Here is a 23,460-nt window from a genome sequence, read left to right on the forward strand (position 1 = left end):
ATCTGGGCAGGCGTGTCGAACGGTCGGCCGCACGCGGGAGGATTTGGTGGCGTCGGTTCCGCGAGACCTTCATCCCTGGTTTCTTGTTGTTCCATCTTTCGGTTTTCGGCGCCAAGGCGTGGCTGCGAGAGCACCCTACGCGATGGCGCCGCGGCCGATGCCAGCCTTATCCGAGGCAGACACCCGCTAATGCAGCACGACCGCAATCTTTTCCAGGGCCGCTCGCACGCCTTGCGCCAACTTCCTGGCTTCGTCATTGGCCCAGAAGTGGCAGAAGAACAGCCGCGGCTGTTCGTCCAGCATGTGACTGTGAAGCGCGGTCACCTCGATGCCGTTGCTGCGCAATGCCTTGATCACCGGATTGACCTCGTCTCCAGTCAGCACGAAGTCGCCGGTGATGGCCGCCTTGCCGCCACCGGTGGACTGGAAGTTGATCGCCTCCGCGACACCCATCGGCCCAGGTGGCGCAAGCTGCATGCCGGCTTCGCTGACGGCATCGCGGCGCGGCACGGCAAACTGATAGACGCCACCATTGCTCTGGCCCTTGGCGCCGATGATCTCGTCGAGTTGGGCGGTGTCGAGATCGACAGCCGGCGGCGGCGCAGCACCGACCGTGCTCGCAAGCGGCGTCTTGCTGGCTGAGAGCGCCTCGCGGATGACGCCGGCCATCTTCACGGGATCGCCGTGGCCGCCGACATGCATGTAGAAGGTGGCTGGAGCCGCGCGCAGCAGATGGTTGTGCACGGCCGTGATTTCCAACCCGCCCTCGATCAACCTGAGCATGACCGGATTGATCTCGGTCTCCAGCAACACGAGATCGCCCATCACCATCGCGCCACCATGCGCCGGCCTGAACGCAACCCAACCGCCAAGCGCGAACGCCGGCTTGATGGCAACGCCGTCCAAGGTTACCGCCAGATCGCTGCGCGGAAATCCGTAGCGATGCGCATCGCCTGACACCGCGGCCTTTCTGCCGAAGACCTCATCCACCTTCTGCCAGTCGATGTCCTGTGCGCCTGCGGCGGCGTTCAGGGACGCCGCCAGGATCGAGGCCAAAAGCCAGACCATGTTACGCATCGGAATCTCCTCCTTGTTCTAGAGCGTTTTCCAGCGAAGCGGATACCGGTTCGCGTCAAGAAAACGCGTCAAACCAAGTAGCTAGAGCCCCGTTCCGATTCTGTCGGAACGGGGCTCTAGCCGGTCGATTCCCATTGCACGAAGGCCGATTTCAAAACCTCGCGTGACCTGCGCCCGGTCGCCGAAAAAGACGACTGAAGAACCTGTGTCGGATGGCGTCCCCAGTTTGGGATCGACCGGTTCATGAATTCCAGATGGTGATTTCGGAAGGTCTTGTTCGTCCATGCGCAATCCCCTCGACAAATCGAGTGCTGCACAGAGCTTGGACGACGAGCGTCTGAAGGGGAGTCTGCACGTCCCCGCTAGTCTTTTACTCCGCGCGTCCGGGAGGCGCGACACCGCAGCGCGGAAACTCGCCGGTCGGAACTTCACAACCCCGTGCGCCGGCCTTTCCTTGCGAAACCTCCACGTGGTCGAGGTCGGCTACTAAAGTCGGCGATAGGTGACATGGGCGGTCGCGAAGGGAATGCCTGCACGCCCCGCGCTTCCCCGTACAATGCAGGCGCGCCCATCAATGGCGTAGAACCAATCGTCAAAATTCAGCTTGGTGGAATGGCCGCCCGCCTGAGGCGTGTTTCGCGTGTACTTCCAGTGAAAGGCGCAGCCCGCCTGTTCGCCCGTCGCTTCGCCTTCCAGGCCGTTCTCGTGGCCTGAGTACTGCCCTTCTCCGAGCTTTCGAATGGTCCAATGCAGCGTGTCGCTATGGCCGTCATCGAACTCGTAGGTTTCGGTGAAGAGCACAGTGTCCGTTTCTTCCTCGAGCGTGACGACGGCTGTGATGGTGGCGCGCTTCTGCAAGCCGCCAATCAGGCTCTCGACGACAGCCCAGCCTTCGAGCCGGCCGACAAAGAACGTTTCGGGCAGGAAGGCGGGTTCGGTCCGTTTGAAATCCTCGATAGCCATGGTGATACCCGAGTCCGACGTTGCGGCGCATCAGCGCTCATCGACGTGCAACGATAACGCCCAGCATGAAGGCTACGATCAGCGAGGGTAGCGGGGCCTCACGGACGAGGTCCCGAACAATGCTCTTCCATTGCCCTGGTGCTTGCCCCGTCTCCAGCGACTGCCGGACCTCGGAGGCTGCGTGGCGTATCGTCGCTGTCGCTTCTGCGAGCCTGGAAGGCTCATTTGCGGATTGGCTTTCGGTCATGGCGGTGTCCTCCTCCGAAACAAGGGAGGGCGGGACGATTTGTTCCTGCACTAGGACCGGGGTCGTTGCGCTGCCTCGGCTAGCTCGAGGCTAACCCGCAACGCAGTCTCGAAGACGCTGCCCCGCTGTGTTACAAAGTGGACCGAAGCCCGGCTGCAGGGAAGGATGCTTTGTAACGCAATGCTACTCACGCCTGCGGCGCAGCCCTAAGCCCAGCGCAAATCCCACCAGCAGCGATACCGCCGCAAGACCGCCCCACACCATGCCGGCCTTTTCGAGATACACGTCCTGCGAGACCGGATCGTAGCAGCGGCCGAGTTCGTTGAAGCAGTCGCGCCAGCGCCAGTAGCGCGCCTCGAAGGCGAGCGCGAACAGCACGCCGAGTGCGACCAGCACGGCGGCGAGAACGCCCCTCAGCCAGCGCATGATCGGGAGGTCACCGCGGCGTCTTCATCTTCGTGAACCGCACGCTGGCGCCGTCGGGCATCCGTACCGCCTTGAAGCCTGCGGCAAGGCAGGCCTCGCGTTGCGGCATCTGGATGTCGGGGCTGCGCAGGCTGTCCCACCATGAGGCACGTTGCGCCGCACGCGGCAGCGCCGCGCCGATGATTTCCTCGATCTCTTCGAAGCTCAGCACGAACTCGGCCTGCTTCTGCCGCTTCAGATAATCGCGCAATGGGTCGTAGTCGTTCACCGCAGTCCTCAAACCGTTCGTCCGTACCGGTTCTGCCTGAAAGCGATAGAGGCGGAAACCATTTTTTAACCGATCGCGGCAGCAACGTCGCGATTTAAGCACTACTCAAGAATTCAGGCGCATCCGTAAGTGTCGGGAGCAAACGATGCGGTTCGGATGGCGCGACGGCGCGGCCAAGCGCCCCTGGCGGATTTCGGCGAAACTACTGATCATCTCGTCCGTCGTGACGGTGATCGGCTTTTCCGCCATTTGCGTCAACGTCATGCTCGACATGCGCCGGGGCGAGGAGGCGCTGGCCCGCCAGACGCTGGAGAACCTCGCCACCACCATCGAGGCCGATATCGGCCGCAACATCGAGATCTACGATCTGGCGCTGCGCGCCGTCGCCAGCAACATGCTGCTGCCGGAGCTCTCGGCCGTCTCGAAGCCGATCCGCCAGTTGATCCTGTTCGACCATGCCATCACCGCACGGCATTTCGGCGCGGTTCAGGTCTTCGACTCCGACGGCAAGCTGACGATCGACGCCTCCACGCTCGATCCTGTCCCTGAGAACCGGAGCGATGAGGATTACTTCAAGGTCCATCGCGACAACCCGAACGCCGGCCTGTTCATCAGCCGCCCGATGCTGTTCCGCGGCGCCTATGCCATCGTGCTCTCCAGGCGCATCAGCGACCAGGACGGCGGCTTCATGGGCGTCGTCGCCGGCTCGATCCGCTTCAGCTATTTCCACGAGCTGTTCGAGCGGCTGACGCTCGACCCCGAGGACACCATCACGGTGCTCAAGCGCGACCGCACCATCATGATGCGGCGCCCGTTCGACCTCGACATCATCGGCAAGAACCTCGCCGATCGCGCGAAATGGAAGCCCGACAACCTCAAGGCTGGCGGGACCTATTCCGGCCAGGGGCCGGTGGATGCGACGCCGCGGCTATACGCACGCAGCAACGGCGGGGGCCCCTTGTTCGTCGTGGCCGGCAAGCCGCTGTCCGCCGTGTTTGCGCTCTGGAAGACCGAGGCCTTCCGGATCGGCGCCGTGGTGCTGACGCTGATCCTGTTCATGCTGGGCTCGACGCTGGTGCTGGCCCGCGAGATCGGCCGTCGCGCCGACGCCGAGAACAAGCTCGAGGAGATGGCGACGACGGACGCGCTCACGGGCCTGCGCAACCGCCGCAAGTTCGACCAGGTGATCGATCTCGAATGGCGGCGCGCGGTTCGTCACGGCTCGCCGGTCGCGCTGTTGATGATCGATGCCGATCATTTCAAGGCCTACAACGACACCTACGGCCACCAGGCCGGCGACCAGGTGCTGGTCGGTATCGCGATCTGCATCTCCGATTCCGTGCGCCGCGCCGGCGATTGCGCCGCGCGCTATGGCGGCGAGGAATTTGCCGTGCTGCTGCCGGATACGTCGGCGGACGATGCGTTCAAGGTCGCCGAGAAAATCCGCACCAAGGTGCAGGGCTGGTCGGACGATCAGTCGATGTCGACCGTGTCCTGCGGCGTCGCGAGCCTCGTTCCCATGGCCGGAATGGACTGGTCGATCCTGGTCGCCGCTGCCGACAAGGCGCTCTACGCGGCCAAGGCCGGCGGCCGCAACCAGTCCGTGGTCGCGAACATCCCGAAGCTGTCGCTGGTGGCTTGAGGGCCGCCTGTACCGTCAATCGGGCAAGCAGCAAGCCACGCACTCACTTTTGTCGGGCGCGTTGATTTACCCGACGCGTCAAACACTTCCGCAATACCAGTCCGGTAACGCCCGCCAACCCCACGCTACTGTGCATGGGGTTGTTTCGACACTTTGGTCAGAGGGGCCACTAAAGCCTCAGGCTTTCACTGCCCGAGATACTTCTTCATCTCCGCGATCAGCCCGTCGCGCAGCTCGGGGCGCTTGAGGCCGAAGGCGATGTTGGCGCGCAGGAAGCCGGCCTTGGAGCCGCAATCGTGGCGCTCGCCCTCGAACTCGACGCCGTAGAAGGCCTGCTTCTTGGCAAGCGTGATCATCGCATCGGTCAACTGGATCTCACCGCCGGCGCCGCGCTCCTGCGTCTCCAGAATCTTGAAGATCTCCGGCTGCAGGATGTAGCGGCCGGTGATGGAGAGGTTGGACGGCGCGGTGCCCTTCGGCGGTTTCTCGACCATGCCGTCGACCTCGAAGATCTTGCCGCTGCGCTTTCCCACGCCGCAGATGCCGTATTGGTGCGTGAGCTCCGCGGGCACCGGCTCGACCGCGATCAGGTTGGACTTTTCGCCGAGCTTGGCTGCGGCCTCGATCATCTGCTTCAGGCAGCCCGGCGTGTTCAGCACGAGCTCGTCGGGCAGCACGACCGCGAACGGCTCGTTGCCGACGATGTCGCGCGCACACCACACGGCATGGCCGAGGCCGAGCGGCGCCTGCTGGCGCGTGAAGCTGGTGGCGCCGGCCGGAGGCTGGTTCTCCGCCAGCACGTCCTGCTCGGCCTTCTTGTTGCCGCGCGAGGCCAGCGTCGTGTCGAGCTCGAACATGCGGTCGAAGTGATCTTCGATGACGGCCTTGTTGCGTCCGGTGACGAACACGAAATGCTCGATGCCGGCCTCCCTCGCCTCGTCATAGACGTACTGGATCAGCGGCTTGTCGACGATGGTGAGCATTTCCTTGGGCATCGCCTTGGTGGCAGGCAGGACGCGGGTGCCGAGGCCGGCGACCGGGAAGACGGCTTTGCGGATTTTCATGGGATCGATCGAATACCTTGGAACGTGAAGGGAGCAATGAGGTGTTGCTAGCCGCTTTGCAGCCGGCAACAAAGGCGGATGTTGGGCCCCCGCCGGCAAGACTTTAGGCAGGGAGCGCCTACAAAACTTCACCTTTGTTAAGATATTGGCAACCGTAACAGGGCCTCCTGATGCCGGATCTTGGAGGAAACCAGGTGGGAACGATGCGACCGACGGCGGGACTGGCAAAATTGTCCGGCGCGACCATGATGGCGGCTGCGCTCCTGTTCCCGCTCGAGGTGCGCGCGCAGGCCTCCAACAACGGCCTGTCCAACCTGTTTGGCGGGATCTTTTCCGGCCCAAACGCCGGCCCCTCGCAACCGGCGCAGGGCACGGACGGACCGAAACCCTGGAGCGGCGAGGACGGTGCTTCCGGCCATCCGCTGATGACGGCGGCCGCGATCCGCCAGGCGGCGGCGAACTTCGACGCCTGCGTCCAATCGATGTGGCCTGATGCCGCACGGCGCGGCGTGACCCAGGAGAATTTTCAGCGCTTCACGACGGGCCTCTCGCCCGATTTGCGCATCATGGACCTGATGGATTCGCAGCCGGAGTTCACAAAATCGATCTGGGACTATCTCGACATCCTCGTGAACGACAACCGCCTCGCCAAGGGCAAGGAGGTCCTCGCCAAATACAAGGCGCAGTTCGACGCGACCGAAAAGGCCTATGGCGTCGACCGCTACATCATCGCCTCGATCTGGGGCATCGAATCCAACTACTCGACCCAGATGGGCGATCGCAGCGTGCTGCAATCGACCGCGACGCTCGCCTGCATCGGCCGCCGCCAGGCCTATTTCAAGGACGAGTTTCTCTCGGCGCTGGAGATCCTCAATCGCGGCGATCTGCGTCCCGAACAGCTCCGCGGCTCCTGGGCCGGCGCGTTCGGTCCGACGCAGTTCATGCCGACCGCCTTCAAGCGCTTTGCCGTGGACGGCGACGGCGACGGACGGCGCGACGTCGTCGACAATCCGACCGACCTGATTGCGTCCACCGCCAACAATCTGAAGAAGGACGGCTGGCAGGCCGGCCAGACCTGGGGCTTTGAAGTCGCCGTGCCCCAGGGCTTCAACTACATGCTGGCCGACCGCGCCAAGGCGATGACGATCGCGCAATGGGAGAAGCTCGGCGTCGTCAGGGCCAACCGCCAGCCGTTCCCGCATCCGGCCGAGAAAGCCTATCTGCTCGCGCCCGCCGGCGCGGCAGGTCCGGGCTTCCTGATGCTGCAAAACTACCGCGTGATCATGAAGTACAACCCGGCCGAGGCCTATGCGCTCGCGATCGGGCATTTTGCCGACCGCCTGCGCGGCGGCCAGCCCTTCGTGCAGCCCTGGCCGCGCCAGGAGCGCGAATTGTCCCGGACCGAACGGCTGGAGCTCCAGCAGCTTTTGGCCCAGCGCGGCTTCTACAAGGGCACCCCGGACGGCCAGTTCGGCGGCCAGACCCGGGAGGCCCTGCGCAACTTCCAGGCCTCGATCGGAGCCCCCGCCGACGGATTTGCCTCCTCCGACATGCTGGAACGGCTCCGCGGGCGCTGAAAGGCGGCCAAAAGTAACCCTGAACGCGGAATTCGGCCCAAATCCTTGACGGGACTGGCCGATCGCCGGTGTATGACGTAATCAAATCTGCCCGTTTGCGGCCCGATTCCGCTATTATGTTTGCCGTCTCCAAACTCCCTTGCGCGTGCCCGAAATCGCATGTCAGAGCCGAAGCCGAAATCATTCTTCAAGGCGTTGACCCAGACCGGCCCGTTGATCGCGCTGGGGACGGCGCTTGCGATCCTGGTTTCGATTGCCGGACCTGCCTCGGCGCAGTTCTTCAACTTCCCCGGATTTGGCGGACCGTCGCGGCCCGCGCCACCGCGCAGCGGCGGTGGTGGCGGCGGCTGGTTCGGCGGCGACTTCTTTGCGCCCTTCCAACAGCAACAGCCGCAGGCCCCGCGTCAGGATTTTTCGCGCGCACCGGCGCCGGCCAAGCGCGACACCGTACCCGAGCGCAACATTTTGGTGATCGGCGACGGCATGGCGGACTGGCTCGCCTACGGCCTCGAGGACGCCTATGCCGAGCAGCCCGATATGGGCGTGATCCGCAAGCACAAGACGACGTCCGGCCTGATCAAGTACCAGCCGCGCGGCGAGCCCTCGGACTGGACGGCGGCCGCCAAGAGTATTCTCGAGACGGAAAAGCCGGACGCCATTGTCGTCATGCTCGGCCTCAACGATCGCATGGCGATGCGTGAGCCGGCAGCCGACAAGACCGACAACAAGGCGACAGACAAGAAGAACGACAAGAACGCGCGCGGCAAGCCGCCGGCCAAACCCGGTGACGCCAAGCCGGACGCGTCAGCCAAGCCGGATGAAAAGCCCGCCGACAGCGACCTGCCGCAGGACGACGCCGACAATGCCGATACGCCGCAGGTGACGGCGCCCGAGAAGACCGCGCGCTCACCCAACGGGCTCTACGAATTCCGCGACGACCGCTGGGTCGAGCTCTACAGCAAGAAGATCGAGGAGCTGATCGGCGTGCTCAAGGCCAAGGGCGTGCCGGTGCTCTGGGTCGGCCTGCCCGCGATCCGAGGGCCCAAGGGAACGGCCGACATGCTGTTCCTGGATTCGCTCTATCGCGAAGGCTCCAACAAGGCCGGCATCACCTATGTCGACGTCTGGGACGGTTTTGTCGACGAAGCCGGCCGCTTCCTGCAAAAGGGTCCCGACTTCGAAGGCCAGATCCGCCAGCTGCGCACCGGTGACGGCGTCTATTTCACAAAGCCCGGCGCGCGCAAGCTCGCCCACTATGTCGAGCGCGAGATCACGCGCCTGCTCGCCGGACGCTCCGGCCCGATCGCGCTGCCGAGCGAACCGGCGACGCCTGACACCAGCGCCGAACCCGGCAAGCCGGCACCGCGGCCGCTCGCGGGGCCGATCGTGCCGCTGGTTGCGGCCTCGATCTCGGCCGATCAATTGCTGGGTGGACCGGGATCGCGCCCCGCGGCCGTCGATGCACTTGCCGCGCGCACGCTTGTGAAGGGCGAACCGCTGAACGCGCCCGCGGGCCGCGCCGACGATTATTCCTGGCCCCGCCGTGAAGTCGGTCGTGAGCAGGCCAAGGGCGACACGCCGATGGCCGCGACCACGCCTGGCGAGAACGGTGCAAATCCGGGTGCGGCGGCCGCGATCGCGCCGCCAAAATTGTTGCCGAAGAAGCCGCCGTTACAGCAACCGCCGCAGCAGGCGACACCGTCGCTGCGCGATTTCTTCGGCTTCGGCTCGCCCTCTCCGCCCCCGCCTCCGCCGCGGCAGTTCGCGCCTCAGCCGCGCAATCCGGCCAACCCGGCGATCCCGCGTCCGCCGGGCAGCGTCGGACGATCGGCCGAACTCCCGGGCGCTCCAGTCCGCTGAACTGTTGAGTTAGCCGTAATAACGCCAGCGCGGCGGCGGACGGCGCGCGGGGCGCGACATCAACAGTGCAAGCGCAAAGCCGATGCCGCCTGCAACCAGCAGCGCACCGAGCGGATTGTCGTGCACCCTCTTGGCGAGCGCCTGCGAGCCGTCGCGGAACGTCTCGCCGCCGGCCTCATAGGCATCCTTCGCGTAAGCGGCTGCGGTCTCGCCGGCCTCGCGGGCAGCGTCCTTTGCCTGACCGTACAGATCTTGCACGGAGCCGGCGGCTTCGCGTGCGCGGCCGGAGGCCTGCGTCTTTGTGTCCTGCGCGATATCGCCGACGGCGCCTTCCACGCGCCCGGCAAACTCCTTGGCTGATCCGACGATCCGATCCTTGTCCATGATGGTTCTCTCCCTCGGGGCTCAGCCGAAGTAACCGATCAGGCGCGGTGCGGTTCCAAGCGCGCTTTCGTCGCGCGTTAGCCTTTCGTTTGAGCATGATCTCCGCGCAAACGCGTTCCGCGTTTGTCGCGAAGGAAAACCGCTGCGCACTTTGCGCTAACGCGGCCCTTCGGGTCAGGATCATGCTCTAGAGAATGAGCCCGCCATCGACCACGAGGGTCTGGCCGATCATGTACGACGACAGCGGCGAGGCCAGGAACAGGGCCGCGCCCGCCATGTCGGCCGGCGTGCCCAATCGCCGCAGCGGAATGCGCGACAACGCGCCTTCGAGCCGCTTGGGATTCGCGGTCGTCACCTTCGTCATCTTGGTGTCGACGAGCCCCGGCGCGATGCCGTTGACGCGAATGTTGTCCTCCGCCCAGGCTTCCCCAAGCGTCCGCGTCAGACCGACCGCGCCGGTCTTGGACGCGTTGTAGGCCGGGTTGCCCATGGTGGAGTGATAGGCCGCCGTCGACGAGACCATGATCAGCGAGCCCTTGGAATCCCGCAACATGGAATGAAAACGCGTCGCGCACGCCATCAGGCTCATCAGATTGATCTCGACGACCCTGCGAAATCCCGCCATCTCGAATTCACCGCGACGATAGATCACCGCGCCCTGCGCGAGCACCAGCACATCCAGCCGATCGAACGACGGCTTGAACGCCTCGATTGCCTTGGCATCGCTGACATCGAGCTGTGCGTAAGCGAGTCCCGTGAGATCGGAGCCATCCTCCGGTGAATAATCCTTTGCGTTGGCGCGCGTGCCGCAGACCAAGACATGCGCGCCCTTGGCGCGAAAGGCCTGCGCGATGCCGTTGCCAATGCCGCTGGAACCGCCGACGACCAGCACCTGCTTGCCGCTGAAATCGAGCTCGTTCATCGCGTGATCCTCCGCTTGTTTTTGGTTTGTTTGACCTGTGTGCGGATCGGTGCCAGCCTTGTCAATTGCATAACAAGAAGCAAACAGGCCCAGGGAAGCAGCATGTCCGAGTTCAAGGAGTTGAGCCGGTCCGTGAAGGGACTGACTGTTCTCGTCACCGGTGCGGCCAGCGGCATGGGACGCGCCACCGCGCGCGTCTTCGCCGCAGACGGCGCCAATGTCGCGGTCACCGACTACGATGCTGCCGGTGCAGAAACCGTTGCGAAAGAGATTGCTACAAGCGGCGGCTCGGCAAAAGCCTGGAAGCTCGACGTCTCCGACGCGCGCGAGATCGTGTGCGTGGTCGATGCTGTCGCTGCGCAGTTCGGCGGGCTCGACGCCGTCGTCAACAATGCCGGCATTTCCGTGCGCGTGCCGATCGACGATCCTGGTTACGAAGAGGCCTGGGCGAAAGGCATCGCCGTGATGCTGACGGCGCATCCGCGCATCATCCGCGCGGCACTGCCTTACCTGCGCAAGTCGAAGACCCCGCGCATCGTCAACATCGCCTCCACCGAAGCGCTCGGCGCCACCGCAACGCACAGCGCCTATTCGGCCGCGAAAGGCGGCGTCGCCAGCCTGACGCGCTCGCTTGCGGTGGAGCTTGGCCGCGAAGGCATTACGGTGAACTGCATCTGTCCGGGCCCGATCCGCACCGCCATCACCGATCGCATCTCGGAAGAGCACAAGACGATCTATGCCAAGCGCCGCACCGCACTCGGTCGCTACGGCGATCCCGAGGAGGTCGCGCACATGACGCTGAGCCTGTGCCTGCCGGCGGCGTCCTTCCTGACCGGCGCGGTGATCCCGGTCGACGGCGGCCTGATGGCGCGCAACGCCTAAGAGGTATGCCGCCGGACCGTTGACATCACCCGACGCGGGAGTAGCTTTTTCTGCAAACAGGGCGGGCAAACCGCTCGCAGATGCGGGAGAGAACGCCATGACGATCGCCATCCGGCAGCTTCAGAAGCATTTTGTCGGCGAGGTCTCCGGCCTCGATCTGCGTCAGCCGCTAACCAACGAGCAGGCACGCGAGATCGAGGCGGCCATGGACAAGTATGCGGTGCTGGTGTTCCACGACCAGGACATCACCGACGAGCAGCAGATGGCATTCGCGCTCAACTTCGGCCAGCGGGAAGACGCGCGCGGCGGCAACATCACCAAGGAGAAGGACCACCGGCTCACCTCGGGCCTCAACGACGTCTCCAATCTCGGCAAGGACGGCAAGCCGCTCGCCCGGGACAGCCGCGCCAATCTGTTCAACCTCGGCAACTGCCTCTGGCACTCCGACAGCTCGTTCCGGCCGATCCCTGCAAAGTTCTCGCTGCTGTCGGCCCGCGTGGTCAATCCGAAGGGCGGCAACACCGAATTCGCCGACATGCGAGCGGCCTATGACGCGCTCGACGACGAGACCAAGGCTGAGATCGAGGACCTGATCTGCGAGCATTCGCTGATGTATTCGCGCGGCTCGCTCGGCTTCACCGAATATACCGATGAAGAGAAGGAGATGTTCAAGCCGGTGCGGCAGCGGCTGGTGCGCACCCATCCCGTGCATCGCCGCAAGTCGCTGTATCTGTCATCGCACGCCGGCAAGGTAATCGGCATGAACATGCCGGAGGGACGACTGCTCTTGCGCGACCTGAACGAGCACGCGACGCAAGCGGAGTTCGTCTATGTCCACAAATGGAAGCTGCATGACCTCGTGATGTGGGACAATCGCCAGACCATGCACCGCGTCCGCCGCTACGACCAGTCGCAACCCCGCGACATGCGCCGCGCCACGGTCGCCGGCACCGAGCCGACGGTGCAGCAGCAGGCGGCGGAGTAGACGCAGACCGCGAAGTAGCAACGCGCTCTGCCGTCGTCCCGGACAAGCGCAGCGAAGCGGAGCGCAGATCCGGGCCCCTTAACCACAGGGAACAGTTTGGCGAAGACTGGTTGTTACCAGCCCGCTTCAACAACTGCTTTCTGGGGGTATGGGTCCCGGATCTGCGCTCCGCTCTGGTCAACGCTGCGCGTTGCCCGGCAACGCGCTTGTCCGGGACGACAGCGGAGGCGGTCAGCAGCTACGCGTGCCCTGCCTCGTTCGACAGCATGCCGGGATCGATGCCGATCTTGCGCAGCGCGCGGGCGTACTTCTCCTCGACATCGTCGCCAAAAATCAGATCGGCGTCTGCGTCGCAATGCAGCCAGCCATTGCTCTGGATTTCGGTCTCGAGCTGCCCCGGTGCCCAGCCGGCGTAGCCGAGCGCGAGGATGGCGTGCTTCGGCCCGGAGCCGTTGGCGATCGCTTTGAGGATATCCACGGTTGCCGTGAGACAGACGCCGTCATCGATCCTGAGCGTCGCGTTTTCGATGAAGAAGTCGCTGGAATGCAGCACGAAGCCGCGGCCGGTATCGACCGGGCCACCGCGCAGCACCTTCATGCTTTCGGCGTTTTCCGGAAGCTTGATCTGCGCGCCCTTCTTGATGATACCGAGTTGCATCAGCAATTCGGGAAAATCGATGCTACCCGCCGGATGATTGACGATGATCCCCATCGCGCCCTCGGCGGAATGGGCGCAGAGATAGATCACCGAGCGCTCGAAACGGGAATCGCCCATGACGGGCATCGCGATCAGCAGCCTGCCGTCGAGATAGCCGGCCGAAGTCGGGACCGCGGGGCCGGCCATTGCGGTGCTGTCGCCAGTCCTTTTACCTTCAGGAGCCATGGTGAAGCACTCCGGTTTGCATTCCTATCCTGATGTCGGGCTGGGCGGCTGTCAAATCAAGGCTTGCCGGCGCGGATTTCCAAGCCTTCCTTTGATTTCGAAGGCATCCTTCACAAGCAATTCAATGGTTTGCTCCGGGGCGACCCTGTAAAGACGTGCCATGTTCAGCATAGTTCCCGCGCACGCCGCGATCGCTGTCGCCGCAACCCTGCTCGTGTCGGCGCAATCGACCATCGCCCACGCCGACGATTCCTCGCCCTGGCAGCGCGACAGCCATTCCGCCGTCCGCCTTTTGGCGGGATCGCGTAGCGGCGCGGTCCTGCTCGGCGGGATCGCGTTCCAGCTCCAGCGCGGCTGGAAGACCTATTGGCGCACGCCGGGCGATTCCGGCGTTCCGCCGCGGTTCGACTTCTCGAAGTCGGACAATGTCGAGGCGGTGACCGTGCTCTGGCCGGCGCCGCTGAAATTCGATGACGGCGCCGGCGGTCATTCGATCGGCTATCACGACCAGATCGTGCTGCCCTTGCGCATCGTCGCCAAGACCGCCGACAAGCCGGTGACGCTGCGCGCCGAGATCAACTATGCGGTTTGCGAAAAGCTCTGCATCCCCGTCGAGGCCAAGGCCGAGCTCGGTTTCAACAGCGTCGCCTCGACCGAAGACGCGGCATTGTTCGCGGCGCTCGACACCGTGCCCAAGCCGGCCAATATCGGCGATCCCAATCCGCTGACGATCCGCGACGTCAAGCGCGAGGGGGCTGGCAAGGTCGCGGTCGACGTGGTCACGCCTGATGCGCGCGACGTCAATCTGTTCGTGGAGGGTCCGACGCCCGATTGGGCGCTGCCGATCCCGACACCGCTCGAGCGCGGCGCGGCAGGCGTCAAACGCTTCATGTTCGATCTCGACGGCCTGCCGCCCGGCGCCAGGCCGGACGGCGCGGCGCTGAAGTTCACGCTGGTCGGCCCGGAGAAGTCCTACGAGTTCAATATCAATCTGGATTGATTCTCGCTGTCGTCCCGGACCAGCACCGCACAGCGGCGCGCCGATCCGGGACCTATAGCCACAGGGATGGTGCGAGCTGGCGATCACGAGTCTTCGCCAAGCTTCTCCCTTGGGTTATGGGCCCTGGCCCCCCGTGCGCAATTGCGCACTAGGCCGGGGCGATGTCGGTGTGGCCGTAGCGGCCACCGTTTCTTAACGAATGGTTGCTAGGCCAGACCCTGCCGCATCGTGCGGGACGTGAGGGCAGCTTCGACGTGGCCGTGATGGACGCACAAGGCGCAACGACGGAGCCTGTCGGGCTGATCGCGCGGCTGCGCGCGAAAATGGCGGGCGGCGGCGGAACGAGCGAGGCCTCGCTGACCCGGCGGCTCGCCGGCACCATCTTCATCATCCGCGTGATCAGCGCGGGCATGGCCTATCTCGCCCAGATCCTGCTCGCGCGCTGGATGGGCACCTCGGACTACGGCGTCTACGTCTATGTCTGGACCTGGGTGTTGCTGCTCGGCAGCATGATGGATTTTGGCATCTCGGCCTCCGCGCAAAAGATCATTCCGGAATATCGCACCAGCGGCGAGCACGCGCTCTTGCGCGGCTTTCTCTCGGGCAGCCGCTGGCTGACCTTCATCGTGTCGGCGCTGGTCTCGCTCGGGTTGGCCGGTATCGTCAGACTGCTGTCGCCGTGGATCGATCCCGCATCGGAGCTGCCGCTCTATATCGGCTGCATGACGCTGCCGGCTTTCGTCGTTGCGAATACCCAGGACGGCATCGCGCGCTCGCATGACTGGATGCAGCTCGGCCTGATGCCGCAATTCATCATCCGCCAGGCGCTGATCATCGGCATCACGGCCGCCGCCTTCGTGCTCGGCTTCCATCTCGGCGCCACCGCCGCGATGGTCGCAAGCGCGGGTGCGGTGTGGATCGCGATGGCCGGACAGATGGTGGTGCTGAACCACAAGCTGTCGGGCCATATCGAGGCGGGTCCGAAGGCCTACGACATCCGCGGCTGGCTTGCCGTCTCGCTGCCGATCCTGCTGGTCGAAAGCTTCTACCTGCTGCTGTCCTATACGGACGTGCTGGTGCTGCAGCAGTTCCGCCCCTCCGACGAGGTCGGCGTCTATTTCGCCGTGGTCAAGACGCTGGCGCTGGTCTCGTTCATCCACTACGCGATGGCGGCGACGACGGCGCATCGCTTCGCCGAATACAACGCGCTCGGCGACAAGGCGCGGCTGTCGGCCTACGTGGCGCACGCCATCAACTGGACGTTCTGGCCGTCGCTGGCTGCGACGGTCGCGCTGCTCGCCGTCGGCAAGCCACTGCTCTGGCTGTTCGGGCCGCAATTCGTGGTTGGCTACGACATCATGTTCGTGGCCGCAATCGGCCTCGTGGTGCGTGCCGCGATCGGCCCGGTCGAGCGCCTCCTCAACATGCTCGGCCACCAGAAGATCTGCGCGCTGGCCTACGCGCTGGCATTCGTCATGAACGTCATCCTGTGCATCGCGCTGGTGCCGCGTTTCGGTGGCCATGGTGCTGCCGCCGCAACCTCGATTTCGCTCGCATTCGAGACCGTGCTGCTGTTCTGGATCGTGCGGCAGCGGCTCGGCCTGCACGTGCTGGCGTTCGGGCGGTAGGCTGATCCGGGCCATCGGCGCTCCGCAAAACGCCTGTTTCGCCAAATCAAGTCGAGCAGGTCAATTCGGCTCCCGCATCTGATACGGCAGCACGATTTTTCTTATTTGGTCCAATCAGTTGCGACCCAGAGCAAGTTTATTCTACGTCATATTGCCTGACCAACGAGATAGACCTAGATTCCTCCCAGACATGATTGATCCGCTTTACGTCGCATCGGGCTTCGGCGTCGGCCTGCTTGTCGGAATGACGGGTGTCGGCGGCGGGTCGCTGATGACACCGCTGCTGATCCTGTTGTTCGGCGTGCACCCGTCGACGGCCGTGGGGACCGACCTTCTGTACGCCGCCGCCACCAAGGCGGGCGGCAGCGTCGTGCATAGCTGGTCCCGCAGCGTGCATTGGCCCGCCGTCGCACGGCTCGCCTGCGGCAGCCTCCCGGCGAGCGCGCTAACGCTGTTCGTGCTCTGGAAGCTCGACCTCAAGAGCGATACCGAGCGCAGCCTGGTCAATCTGGTGCTGTGCTTTGCGCTGGTCCTCACAGCGACGTCGCTGATCTTTCGCAAGTCCATCATGGAGCGCTATCGCCGACGCCTGGAAGGCGTCGACGATCGCACTACGGCAATTGCAACCGTGATCACCGGAGCTGTGCTTGGCGTGCTGGTCTCGATTTCGTCGGTCGGCGCCGGTGCGGTCGGCGTGACCGTGCTGCTGCTGCTCTATCCCCGTCTGCCGATGGCGACCATCGTCGGCTCCGACATCGCGCATGCCGTGCCGCTGACGCTGGTGGCGGGGATCGGACACTGGGCGCTCGGCGATGTCGACTGGTCGCTGATGGGCGTGCTGCTAATGGGATCGCTGCCGGGCATCGTGATCGGCAGCTACAGCGCGACGCGCGTGCCGGAAACCGTGCTGCGGTTGACGCTTGCCAGCGTCCTCGTCGTGGTCGCCGGCAAGATTGCCTTTGCAGAGCTCAATCTGTCGTCGGTCATCGTGACGGCGCTGGCCTGGACGCATTGAGGCGGGAACGGCGGACGTCGTCCGCCATTCCCTTGTCAAAACGCGGCCTACGCCGTCCAGCCGCCGTCGATCGAGAGGTTGGCCCCCGTGATCTGCGCGGCGTCGTCGCCGCACAGGAACAGGGCGAGGGCTGCGACCTGCTCCGAGGTGACGAATTCCTTGGTCGGCTGCGCGTCCAGCAGCACGTCGTTGATGACCTGCTCGCGGGTCAGGTTGCGCGCCTTCATCGTGTCGGGGATCTGCTTCTCCACCAGCGGCGTCCAGACATAGCCCGGGCTGATGCAGTTGCAGGTGATCTTGTGGGTCGCAACTTCCAGCGCCACGGTCTTGGTGAGGCCGGCAATGCCGTGCTTGGCCGACACATAGGCCGACTTGAAGGGCGAGGCGACCAGCGAATGCGCCGAGGCCGTATTGATGATGCGGCCCCAGCCCTTCTTCTTCATGCCGGGCACCGCCGCGCGGATGGCGTGAAATGCCGAGGACAGGTTGATCGCGATGATCTGGTCCCACTTCTCGACCGGAAACTCCTCGATCGGCGAGACGAACTGGATGCCGGCATTGTTGACGAGGACGTCGACCGAGCCAAAGGTCTTTTCGCCGAGCGCGATCATCGCGGCGATCTCCGCCGGCTTGCTCATGTCGGCGGGCGAATAGATCGCCTTCACCTTGAAGTCGGACTCGATCGCCGCGCGCTCCTTCTCGATGTCGGCGGGCGCACCGAAACCGTTGATGACGACGTTGGCGCCGGCGGCGGCGAAGGCGCGCGCATAAGCGAGCCCGATACCGCTGGTCGAACCGGTCACGACGGCGTTCTTGCCTGACAGAGTACCCATTTCATTCGCTCCTGGTTGAGGCCGGGGGCGCGGTGACGTCCCCCGTGAGATCGTAAGTCACCATGGTCTCGCCGGATTGCGGCCGCTCGAGCCAATCCTTGTGGCGCATCGACAGATGCACGTCGCGCACGCCGGCTTCCCAATGCTCGACCATGGCGAGGTGAGAAAAGTCGTAGTCCTTGGACGAGGATTCGTAGTTCTTGCTGCGATAGATCAGGTGCACCACCGTGACAGTGCTTTCGCGCGCCGCCTTGGCGAGGAATTCGACGTCGGGATCGTTCTTCAGGTAATCCGGCAATTTGCTGATCAGGTCGCGCACGGCCCTGCGGGCATTGTGCAACTGCTTGTTCTTGTCCGTGTTCATCCGCGTCCGGCTGGAAAAGCGGATGTCCTTCTCACGCTCGGCGGCCTCGAGCAGCGAGGTCGGCAAGTCGCCGCGCGCCGAAAACAGGTCGACCTGGAAGATCAGCATGTCGCGATCGACCTCGGCATCGAGCACGTAGTCGAGCGGCGTGTTCGAGGCGATGCCGCCATCCCAATAGTGCTCACCGTCGATAATGACGGAGGGAAAGCCCGGCGGCAGCGCACCGGAAGCCATGATGTGCTCGGGGCCGATCTTCTTACCGAGCTTCTTGAACTCATAATTGTCGAAATATTTGAAGTTGCCCGAGGTGACGCTGACCGCTCCGACGGACAGGCGCGTCTTCAGATCGTTGATGCGATCGAAATCGACCAGTCGCTCCAGCGTCCTCTTCAACGGCGTGGTGTCGTAATAGCTTTCCGCCTCCGGATGGCCGGGCGGCCACAACGGCGCGGGCGGGACACGCGGGACGAAGAAGCCCGGCACACCGAAGGTCGCGATCAGCGCGGCGCTCGTAGAGTTGAACAGCTCGCGGCTCTGATCGCTCTTTCCGATCGGCTTCCACGGCACCGGCGCCGCGACCATCTCCCAAAACTCCTTCAGCCGCTTGACGCGGGTGTGACCCTCATTTCCCGCAATGATGGCCGCATTGACGGCGCCGATCGAGATGCCGGCGACCCAATCCGGATCGAAGCCGAAATGACACAAGGACTGGAACGCGCCGGCCTGATAGGAGCCGAGCGCGCCGCCGCCCTGGAGCACCAGGACGCGCTGCGCATTGGCGGGGATTCTGCTCGATGCCGGCCCGGAATGATCGGTCATGGGGATCAGTCAAATGTATCGTTAGGAAATGGCGCGCCACCGTGGCGTCAGTTCACCACGGCGTCAATGCATCCGGAGATCAAGACTGGCTTATCGGGGGTCCGTTGACGCCAAAATCATCGTCCAGAACACCTTGTATTTGGTGCCCGGAGCATAGCCCGCCGCGATGCCCAATTTTGTGACACCGCTCTTGAGCATATTGGCCCGGTGCGGGGGCGAGTCGCGCCAGCCGGAAAACGCTTCCGCCAGCGTGTGATAGCCGGCCGAGACGTTCTCGACCGCGACGGTGGCCGGATAGCCGCCGGTGTTGAGGCGCTTGGCCAGCGGCGCACGGACGTCGTGGTCCATCTTGTTGGCGGCGGCCATTGCCTGCGACTGGGATTCCGCCAGTTTCATCAGATCGGGATCGACGATGACGGTGCCGAGCCCGTTATTCTGGCGGTATTGGGAGATCATCACGGCGGCGGCCTGCGCATCGAGCCGCGCGCCGGGAGCAGCCATGTCCGTGTACATGGACGGTTGCTGGACCGGCGTTTCAGTGCCCGCGCAGCCGGCGAGAAGCAAAGTGATGAGAATTGCGGCCGCGGCGCGCATGAATCAGCCCCCAGGAGACGGGCCGTTGTTGCATACCAACCGTGGCTGAAAGGTGAATTTTACGGAAATTTGGTCCGTCATTCCGGGGCGATGCGACGGGACCGCGCAAAGCGCGGCCCGGAGCATCGAACCCGGAATCTCGCGCCACAATCTCGAGATTCCGGGTCTGGTCCTTCGGACCATCCCGGAATGACGGGATCCCTAGCCCGCAAATATCCGGTAGCGGCGCGGCTCCAGCCCGACACGATCGCCGGAACGCAGTTCCCTGTCACGGGGCGCGTCGATCTCGATGGTCTCGCCGCCGAACAGCGCGACCTCGGCGCGCTGCACGGGGCCAAAAGTCCGCACATGCTGCACGGCGCCTTCGAAGGCGCCGCTGCCGGGCGGGCCGACCAGCATGTCGTGTCGCCGCACGAACAGCTTTGACGCGCCAGGCGACAGCCCGTCGGCCGCGAGAGCCAGCGGCCGGTCGCCGAGCCGGACTGCACCATCGGCGACATCAACCGGCAGCACGATGGATTCGCCGATGAAGCCGTGCACGAAAGCGGTGGCGGGATTGTCGTAGACGTCATCGGGCGAGCCGATCTGCTCGATCTTGCCCTTGTCCATCACCACGACGCGGTTGGCGACTTCCAGCGCCTCCTCCTGGTCGTGGGTGACGAAGATCGAGGTGACGCTGATCTCATGATGCAGAGAGCGCAGCCATTTCCGCAGCTCTTTTCGCACTTTCGCGTCGAGCGCGCCAAAGGGTTCGTCGAGCAAGAGGATGCGCGGCTCGATCGCGAGCGCGCGGGCCAGCGCAATGCGCTGGCGCTGGCCGCCGGAGAGCTGGCTCGGATAGCGGTCGGCGAGCCAGTCGAGCTGCACGAGGTCGAGCAGCTCCTTCACCCGCGCGCGGATCGCGGCCTCGTCCTTGCGAACGGCGCGCGGCTGCACGCGCAGGCCGAAGGCGACGTTCTCGAACACCGTCATGTGGCGGAACAGCGCGTAGTGCTGGAACACGAAGCCGACATGGCGCTCGCCCGCGCCCCGCGCCAGCGCGTCCTCGCCGTTGAAGAAGACCTCGCCGGAATCGGGCCAGTCGAGGCCGGCGATGATCCGCAGCAGCGTGGTCTTGCCCGAGCCGGATGGGCCGAGCAGCGCCACGAGCTCGCCATTGTCGACCTTGAGGTCGACGCCGTCGAGCGCGGCAAAGGTGCCGAACTTCTTGACGAGATTCTTGACTTCAATGGTCACGGGGTTCGTGTCCTTCGTCCAGATGACGTTCGAGAACGGTTTTGGCGATCAGCGTGATCAGCGCCAGCATCGCGAGCAGCGAGGCGATCGCGAAGGCCGCGACGAACTGATATTCGTTGTAGAGGATCTCGACCAGCAGCGGCATCGTGTTGGTCTCGCCGCGGATGTGGCCGGAGACGACGGAGACTGCGCCGAACTCGCCCATCGCGCGCGCATTGCAGAGCAGGACGCCGTAGAGCACGCCCCATTTGATGTTGGGCAGCGTGACGCGGAAGAAGGTTTGCAGGCCGGAGGCGCCGAGCGAGATCGCGGCCTCCTCCTCCTGTGTGCCCTGCTCCTGCATCAGCGGGATCAGCGCGCGCGCCACGAACGGGAAGGTCACGAAGGTGGTCGCCAGCGCAATGCCGGGCACCGCGAACAGGATCTGGATGTCGTGCTCGCGCAGCCACGAGCCGAAATAGCCCTGAGCGCCGAACAGCAGCACGAAGACGAGGCCGGAGATCACCGGGCTCACCGAGAACGGCAGGTCGATCAGCGTGATCAGGAACGTCTTGCCCCTGAACTCGAACTTTGCGATCGCCCAGGCCGCGACGAGGCCGAAGACGAGATTGAGACCGACCGAGATCGCCGCCACCAGCAGCGTCAGCCGGATCGCGGCCAGCGCTTCCGGCTCCGACAGCGCGGCGAGATAGGCCAAAATGCCCTTGGAGAAGGCCTGCGCGAATACCACGACCAGCGGCAGCACCACGAACACGCTGAGGAACAGGATCGCGAGCGAGATGATGGCGATGCGGACCGCCGGAGGCTCGGTACGGAGGTTCCTTCTTGCGGCCTCCGCATGCGCGCGCGCCTCGGGCGAGGCAAGGGCGACGGTATCGGTCAATTGCATCGTCATCGCGCAACCCTCATTGTGCGGGCACCCGGTCCCGCGCCCAGCGCTGTAACCGGTTGACGGCGAAGATGATGACGAAGGATACGACCAGCATGACGACCGCAATTGCGGTCGCATCGGCGTAGCGGAATTCGGACAGCCGGATCACGATCAGGAGCGGCGCGATCTCGGACACGTTCGGCAGATTGCCGGCGATGAAGATCACCGAGCCGTATTCCCCGACCGCGCGCGCAAAGGCGAGCGCAAGTCCCGTGAGCAGCGCTGGCGCCAGGCTCGGCAGGATGACGCGCGTGATGGTTTGCCAGCGGCTCGCGCCAAGGCTTCCGGCCGCCTCCTCGATCTCAGGATCGAGGTCCTGCAACACCGGCTGCACGGTGCGCACGACGAAGGGGATGCCGATGAAGATCATGGCAACGAAGATACCGACCGGCGTGAAGGCGACCTTGATGCCGAGCGCCGCAAGCGGCGCCCCCAGCCAGCCCTTTTCGGCAAACAGCGACGTCAGCGCAACGCCGGCTACCGCGGTGGGCAGAGCAAAGGGCACGTCGACGATGGCATCGAATATCCGCCGGCCTGGGAAGCGATAGCGCACCAGCGCCCAGACGATGATGCTGCCCATCACGAGGTTGACGCAGGCGGCCGCAAAGGCGAGCCCGAAGGAGACCCGCAGAGCATTCAGCGTCCGGCGGCTGGAGAGGATGTTCCAGAACTGCTCAGGGCTAAGCTCGAGCGAGCGCAGGAAGAGACCGGCCAGCGGAATCAGGATGATGATCGACAGCCAGGTGAGCGTCAGTCCCATCGTGAGACCGAAGCCCGGCAATGTCCGGCGTCGTACTGCGATTGCGCTCACCAGGCCCCCTGCTTCAGCCCTCCAAAAACGGCGCCCGATCAGTTCTTGTAGATCTGATCAAAGACGCCGCCGTCGGCAAAATGTTCCTTCTGCGCCTTGGTCCAGCCGCCGAAAACGTCATCGATCGTGAACAGATCGACCTTGGCGAATGAATTTTCGAACTTCTTGGCGATCTCCGGATCGCGCGGACGATAGAAATTGCGTGCGGCAATTTCCTGACCTTCCTTGGTATACCAATACTGAAGGTAGGCATCGGCGACACTGCGCGTGCCCTTTTTATCGGCAACCTTGTCGACGATCGTCACCGGCGGCTCGGCCAGGATCGACAGCGGCGGCGCCACGATCTCGAACTTGTCCTTGCCGAACTCGCGCTGCGCGAGGAAAGCCTCGTTCTCCCAGGCGAGCAGCACGTCACCGACGCCGCGCTCGACGAAGGTGACGGTGGCGCCGCGCGCGCCGGTGTCGAGCACCGGGACGTTTTGATAGAGATTTGCGACGAATTGCTTGGCCTTGTCGGCCGCGCCGAACTTCTTCTGCGCAAAGCCCCAGGCCGCGAGGTAGTTCCAGCGCGCGCCCCCCGACGTCTTCGGGTTCGGCGTGATGACGGCGACGCCCTGCTTGATCAGATCGTCCCAGTCCTTGATGCCCTTGGGATTGCCTTTGCGCACCAGGAACACGATGGTCGATGTATAGGGCGAGGCATTCTGCGGCAGGCGCTTCTGCCAATCGGCAGCCGTCAATCCCTTGGCCGCGATCGCGTCGATGTCGTAGGCGAGTGCGAGCGTCACCACGTCGGCCTGGAGACCATCGATCACGCTACGGGCCTGCGATCCGCTGCCGCCATGCGACTGTTTGATCTCGACGCTCTTGCCGGTCTCGCGCTGATAGGCGTTCGCAAACGCCTTGTTGAACTCGACATACAGCTCGCGCGTCGGGTCGTACGACACGTTCAGCAGATTGACGTCAGCAGCGAAAACCGAGTTTGCCCACAGGAGGCCCGCGACGATCGGCGCAATACGGCGGATCATGTCTCTCTCCATTCACCTCAA

The 23,460-nt window shown here is 64.3% G+C and carries 24 protein-coding genes; 8 read left to right on the plus strand and 16 right to left on the minus strand.

Annotated elements, in window-relative coordinates; translation table 11 throughout:
- Positions 1-186 precede the first annotated feature (186 nt).
- The 5 genes from KUF59_RS40150 to KUF59_RS40170 form a co-directional block, all read right to left on the minus strand.
- Positions 187-1,077, minus strand: a complete 891-nt coding sequence (locus tag KUF59_RS40150) for a DUF1259 domain-containing protein (protein WP_212456807.1) — start codon at positions 1,075-1,077, stop codon at positions 187-189.
- Between the two features lie 81 nt (positions 1,078-1,158).
- Entirely contained in the window at positions 1,159-1,362 is a 204-nt protein-coding gene (locus KUF59_RS40155; RefSeq protein ID WP_212456808.1) for a hypothetical protein, read from the minus strand.
- Positions 1,363-1,563: 201 nt separating this feature from the next.
- The gene (locus KUF59_RS40160) at positions 1,564-2,040 is read right to left on the minus strand and encodes a DUF3833 family protein (RefSeq protein ID WP_212456809.1); all 477 of its coding nucleotides are present in this window, start codon (positions 2,038-2,040) and stop codon (positions 1,564-1,566) included.
- Positions 2,041-2,470: 430 nt separating this feature from the next.
- Positions 2,471-2,713, minus strand: a complete 243-nt coding sequence (locus tag KUF59_RS40165; protein WP_212456810.1) for a hypothetical protein — start codon at positions 2,711-2,713, stop codon at positions 2,471-2,473.
- Between the two features lie 10 nt (positions 2,714-2,723).
- Positions 2,724-2,981 carry a DUF7662 domain-containing protein gene (locus KUF59_RS40170; protein ID WP_212456811.1) on the minus strand — a complete coding sequence of 86 codons (258 nt, stop codon included), beginning with the start codon at positions 2,979-2,981 and terminating at the stop codon, positions 2,724-2,726.
- Positions 2,982-3,126: 145 nt separating this feature from the next.
- Between KUF59_RS40170 and KUF59_RS40175 the strand changes: the two genes are divergently transcribed.
- On the plus strand, positions 3,127-4,623 hold the full coding sequence (locus KUF59_RS40175; protein ID WP_212456812.1) for a sensor domain-containing diguanylate cyclase: 1,497 nt from the start codon (positions 3,127-3,129) through the stop codon (positions 4,621-4,623).
- A 185-nt stretch (positions 4,624-4,808) separates the two neighbouring features.
- Here the strand turns inward: KUF59_RS40175 and galU are convergent, their stop codons facing one another.
- Positions 4,809-5,687 (minus strand): UTP--glucose-1-phosphate uridylyltransferase GalU, encoded by an 879-nt coding sequence (gene galU, locus KUF59_RS40180; RefSeq protein WP_212456813.1) that lies wholly within the window; start codon positions 5,685-5,687, stop codon positions 4,809-4,811.
- Between the two features lie 203 nt (positions 5,688-5,890).
- Here galU and KUF59_RS40185 point away from each other — a divergent pair, with 203 nt between their 5' ends.
- Together KUF59_RS40185 and KUF59_RS40190 are read left to right on the plus strand one after the other, a co-directional pair.
- On the plus strand, positions 5,891-7,264 hold the full coding sequence (locus KUF59_RS40185) for a lytic murein transglycosylase (RefSeq protein WP_212456998.1): 1,374 nt from the start codon (positions 5,891-5,893) through the stop codon (positions 7,262-7,264).
- A 159-nt stretch (positions 7,265-7,423) separates the two neighbouring features.
- Positions 7,424-9,124 (plus strand): SGNH/GDSL hydrolase family protein, encoded by a 1,701-nt coding sequence (locus KUF59_RS40190; protein ID WP_212456814.1) that lies wholly within the window; start codon positions 7,424-7,426, stop codon positions 9,122-9,124.
- Between the two features lie 9 nt (positions 9,125-9,133).
- Here KUF59_RS40190 and KUF59_RS40195 read toward each other — a convergent pair whose 3' ends face one another.
- The gene (locus KUF59_RS40195; RefSeq protein WP_212456815.1) at positions 9,134-9,508 is read right to left on the minus strand and encodes a CsbD family protein; all 375 of its coding nucleotides are present in this window, start codon (positions 9,506-9,508) and stop codon (positions 9,134-9,136) included.
- A gap of 187 nt (positions 9,509-9,695) precedes the next feature.
- Positions 9,696-10,430, minus strand: coding sequence for an SDR family NAD(P)-dependent oxidoreductase (locus tag KUF59_RS40200; RefSeq protein WP_212456816.1), 735 nt, complete (start codon positions 10,428-10,430; stop codon positions 9,696-9,698).
- A 102-nt stretch (positions 10,431-10,532) separates the two neighbouring features.
- On the opposite strand from KUF59_RS40200, the gene KUF59_RS40205 reads away from it, so the two are divergent.
- The gene (locus KUF59_RS40205; RefSeq protein ID WP_212456817.1) at positions 10,533-11,312 is read left to right on the plus strand and encodes an SDR family NAD(P)-dependent oxidoreductase; all 780 of its coding nucleotides are present in this window, start codon (positions 10,533-10,535) and stop codon (positions 11,310-11,312) included.
- Between the two features lie 97 nt (positions 11,313-11,409).
- The gene (locus KUF59_RS40210; protein ID WP_258767990.1) at positions 11,410-12,297 is read left to right on the plus strand and encodes a TauD/TfdA dioxygenase family protein; all 888 of its coding nucleotides are present in this window, start codon (positions 11,410-11,412) and stop codon (positions 12,295-12,297) included.
- 238 nt (positions 12,298-12,535) lie between these two features.
- On the opposite strand, the gene KUF59_RS40215 is transcribed toward KUF59_RS40210, so the two are convergent.
- On the minus strand, positions 12,536-13,180 hold the full coding sequence (locus tag KUF59_RS40215) for a YqgE/AlgH family protein (RefSeq protein WP_212456819.1): 645 nt from the start codon (positions 13,178-13,180) through the stop codon (positions 12,536-12,538).
- A gap of 160 nt (positions 13,181-13,340) precedes the next feature.
- Here KUF59_RS40215 and KUF59_RS40220 point away from each other — a divergent pair, with 160 nt between their 5' ends.
- The 3 genes from KUF59_RS40220 to KUF59_RS40230 all read left to right on the plus strand — a co-directional run bounded on the left by KUF59_RS40220 (position 13,341) and on the right by KUF59_RS40230 (position 16,823).
- Entirely contained in the window at positions 13,341-14,180 is an 840-nt protein-coding gene (locus KUF59_RS40220; RefSeq protein WP_212456820.1) for a protein-disulfide reductase DsbD domain-containing protein, read from the plus strand.
- A 254-nt stretch (positions 14,181-14,434) separates the two neighbouring features.
- Positions 14,435-15,808 carry a flippase gene (locus KUF59_RS40225; protein ID WP_212456821.1) on the plus strand — a complete coding sequence of 458 codons (1,374 nt, stop codon included), beginning with the start codon at positions 14,435-14,437 and terminating at the stop codon, positions 15,806-15,808.
- Positions 15,809-15,998: 190 nt separating this feature from the next.
- The gene (locus KUF59_RS40230) at positions 15,999-16,823 is read left to right on the plus strand and encodes a sulfite exporter TauE/SafE family protein (protein ID WP_212456822.1); all 825 of its coding nucleotides are present in this window, start codon (positions 15,999-16,001) and stop codon (positions 16,821-16,823) included.
- 47 nt (positions 16,824-16,870) lie between these two features.
- On the opposite strand, the gene KUF59_RS40235 is transcribed toward KUF59_RS40230, so the two are convergent.
- The 7 genes from KUF59_RS40235 to KUF59_RS40265 form a co-directional block, all read right to left on the minus strand.
- Positions 16,871-17,656, minus strand: a complete 786-nt coding sequence (locus tag KUF59_RS40235; RefSeq protein WP_212456823.1) for a 3-hydroxybutyrate dehydrogenase — start codon at positions 17,654-17,656, stop codon at positions 16,871-16,873.
- 1 nt (position 17,657) lies between these two features.
- Positions 17,658-18,839: a DUF3734 domain-containing protein gene (locus tag KUF59_RS40240; protein ID WP_212456824.1), complete on the minus strand. Its 1,182-nt coding sequence runs from the start codon at positions 18,837-18,839 to the stop codon at positions 17,658-17,660.
- Positions 18,840-18,929: 90 nt separating this feature from the next.
- A complete protein-coding gene (locus tag KUF59_RS40245) occupies positions 18,930-19,433 on the minus strand; it encodes a CAP domain-containing protein (protein ID WP_212456825.1) in 504 nt (167 codons plus the stop codon).
- Positions 19,434-19,634: 201 nt separating this feature from the next.
- Positions 19,635-20,669 (minus strand): sulfate/molybdate ABC transporter ATP-binding protein, encoded by a 1,035-nt coding sequence (locus KUF59_RS40250; RefSeq protein ID WP_212456826.1) that lies wholly within the window; start codon positions 20,667-20,669, stop codon positions 19,635-19,637.
- Positions 20,659-21,564 (minus strand): sulfate ABC transporter permease subunit CysW, encoded by a 906-nt coding sequence (gene cysW / locus KUF59_RS40255; protein ID WP_212456827.1) that lies wholly within the window; start codon positions 21,562-21,564, stop codon positions 20,659-20,661. The genes KUF59_RS40250 and cysW overlap by 11 nt, the downstream gene beginning before the upstream one ends.
- A gap of 10 nt (positions 21,565-21,574) precedes the next feature.
- Positions 21,575-22,360, minus strand: coding sequence for a sulfate ABC transporter permease subunit CysT (gene cysT / locus KUF59_RS40260; protein WP_249140144.1), 786 nt, complete (start codon positions 22,358-22,360; stop codon positions 21,575-21,577).
- An 89-nt stretch (positions 22,361-22,449) separates the two neighbouring features.
- Complete coding sequence (locus KUF59_RS40265; protein ID WP_408918055.1) at positions 22,450-23,451, minus strand: sulfate ABC transporter substrate-binding protein; 1,002 nt, start codon at positions 23,449-23,451, stop codon at positions 22,450-22,452.
- Positions 23,452-23,460: the final 9 nt, after the last annotated feature.

Origin of the sequence: Bradyrhizobium arachidis (genome assembly GCF_024758505.1) — a bacterium.
GTDB classification, from domain to species: Bacteria; Pseudomonadota; Alphaproteobacteria; order Rhizobiales; family Xanthobacteraceae; genus Bradyrhizobium; species Bradyrhizobium manausense_C.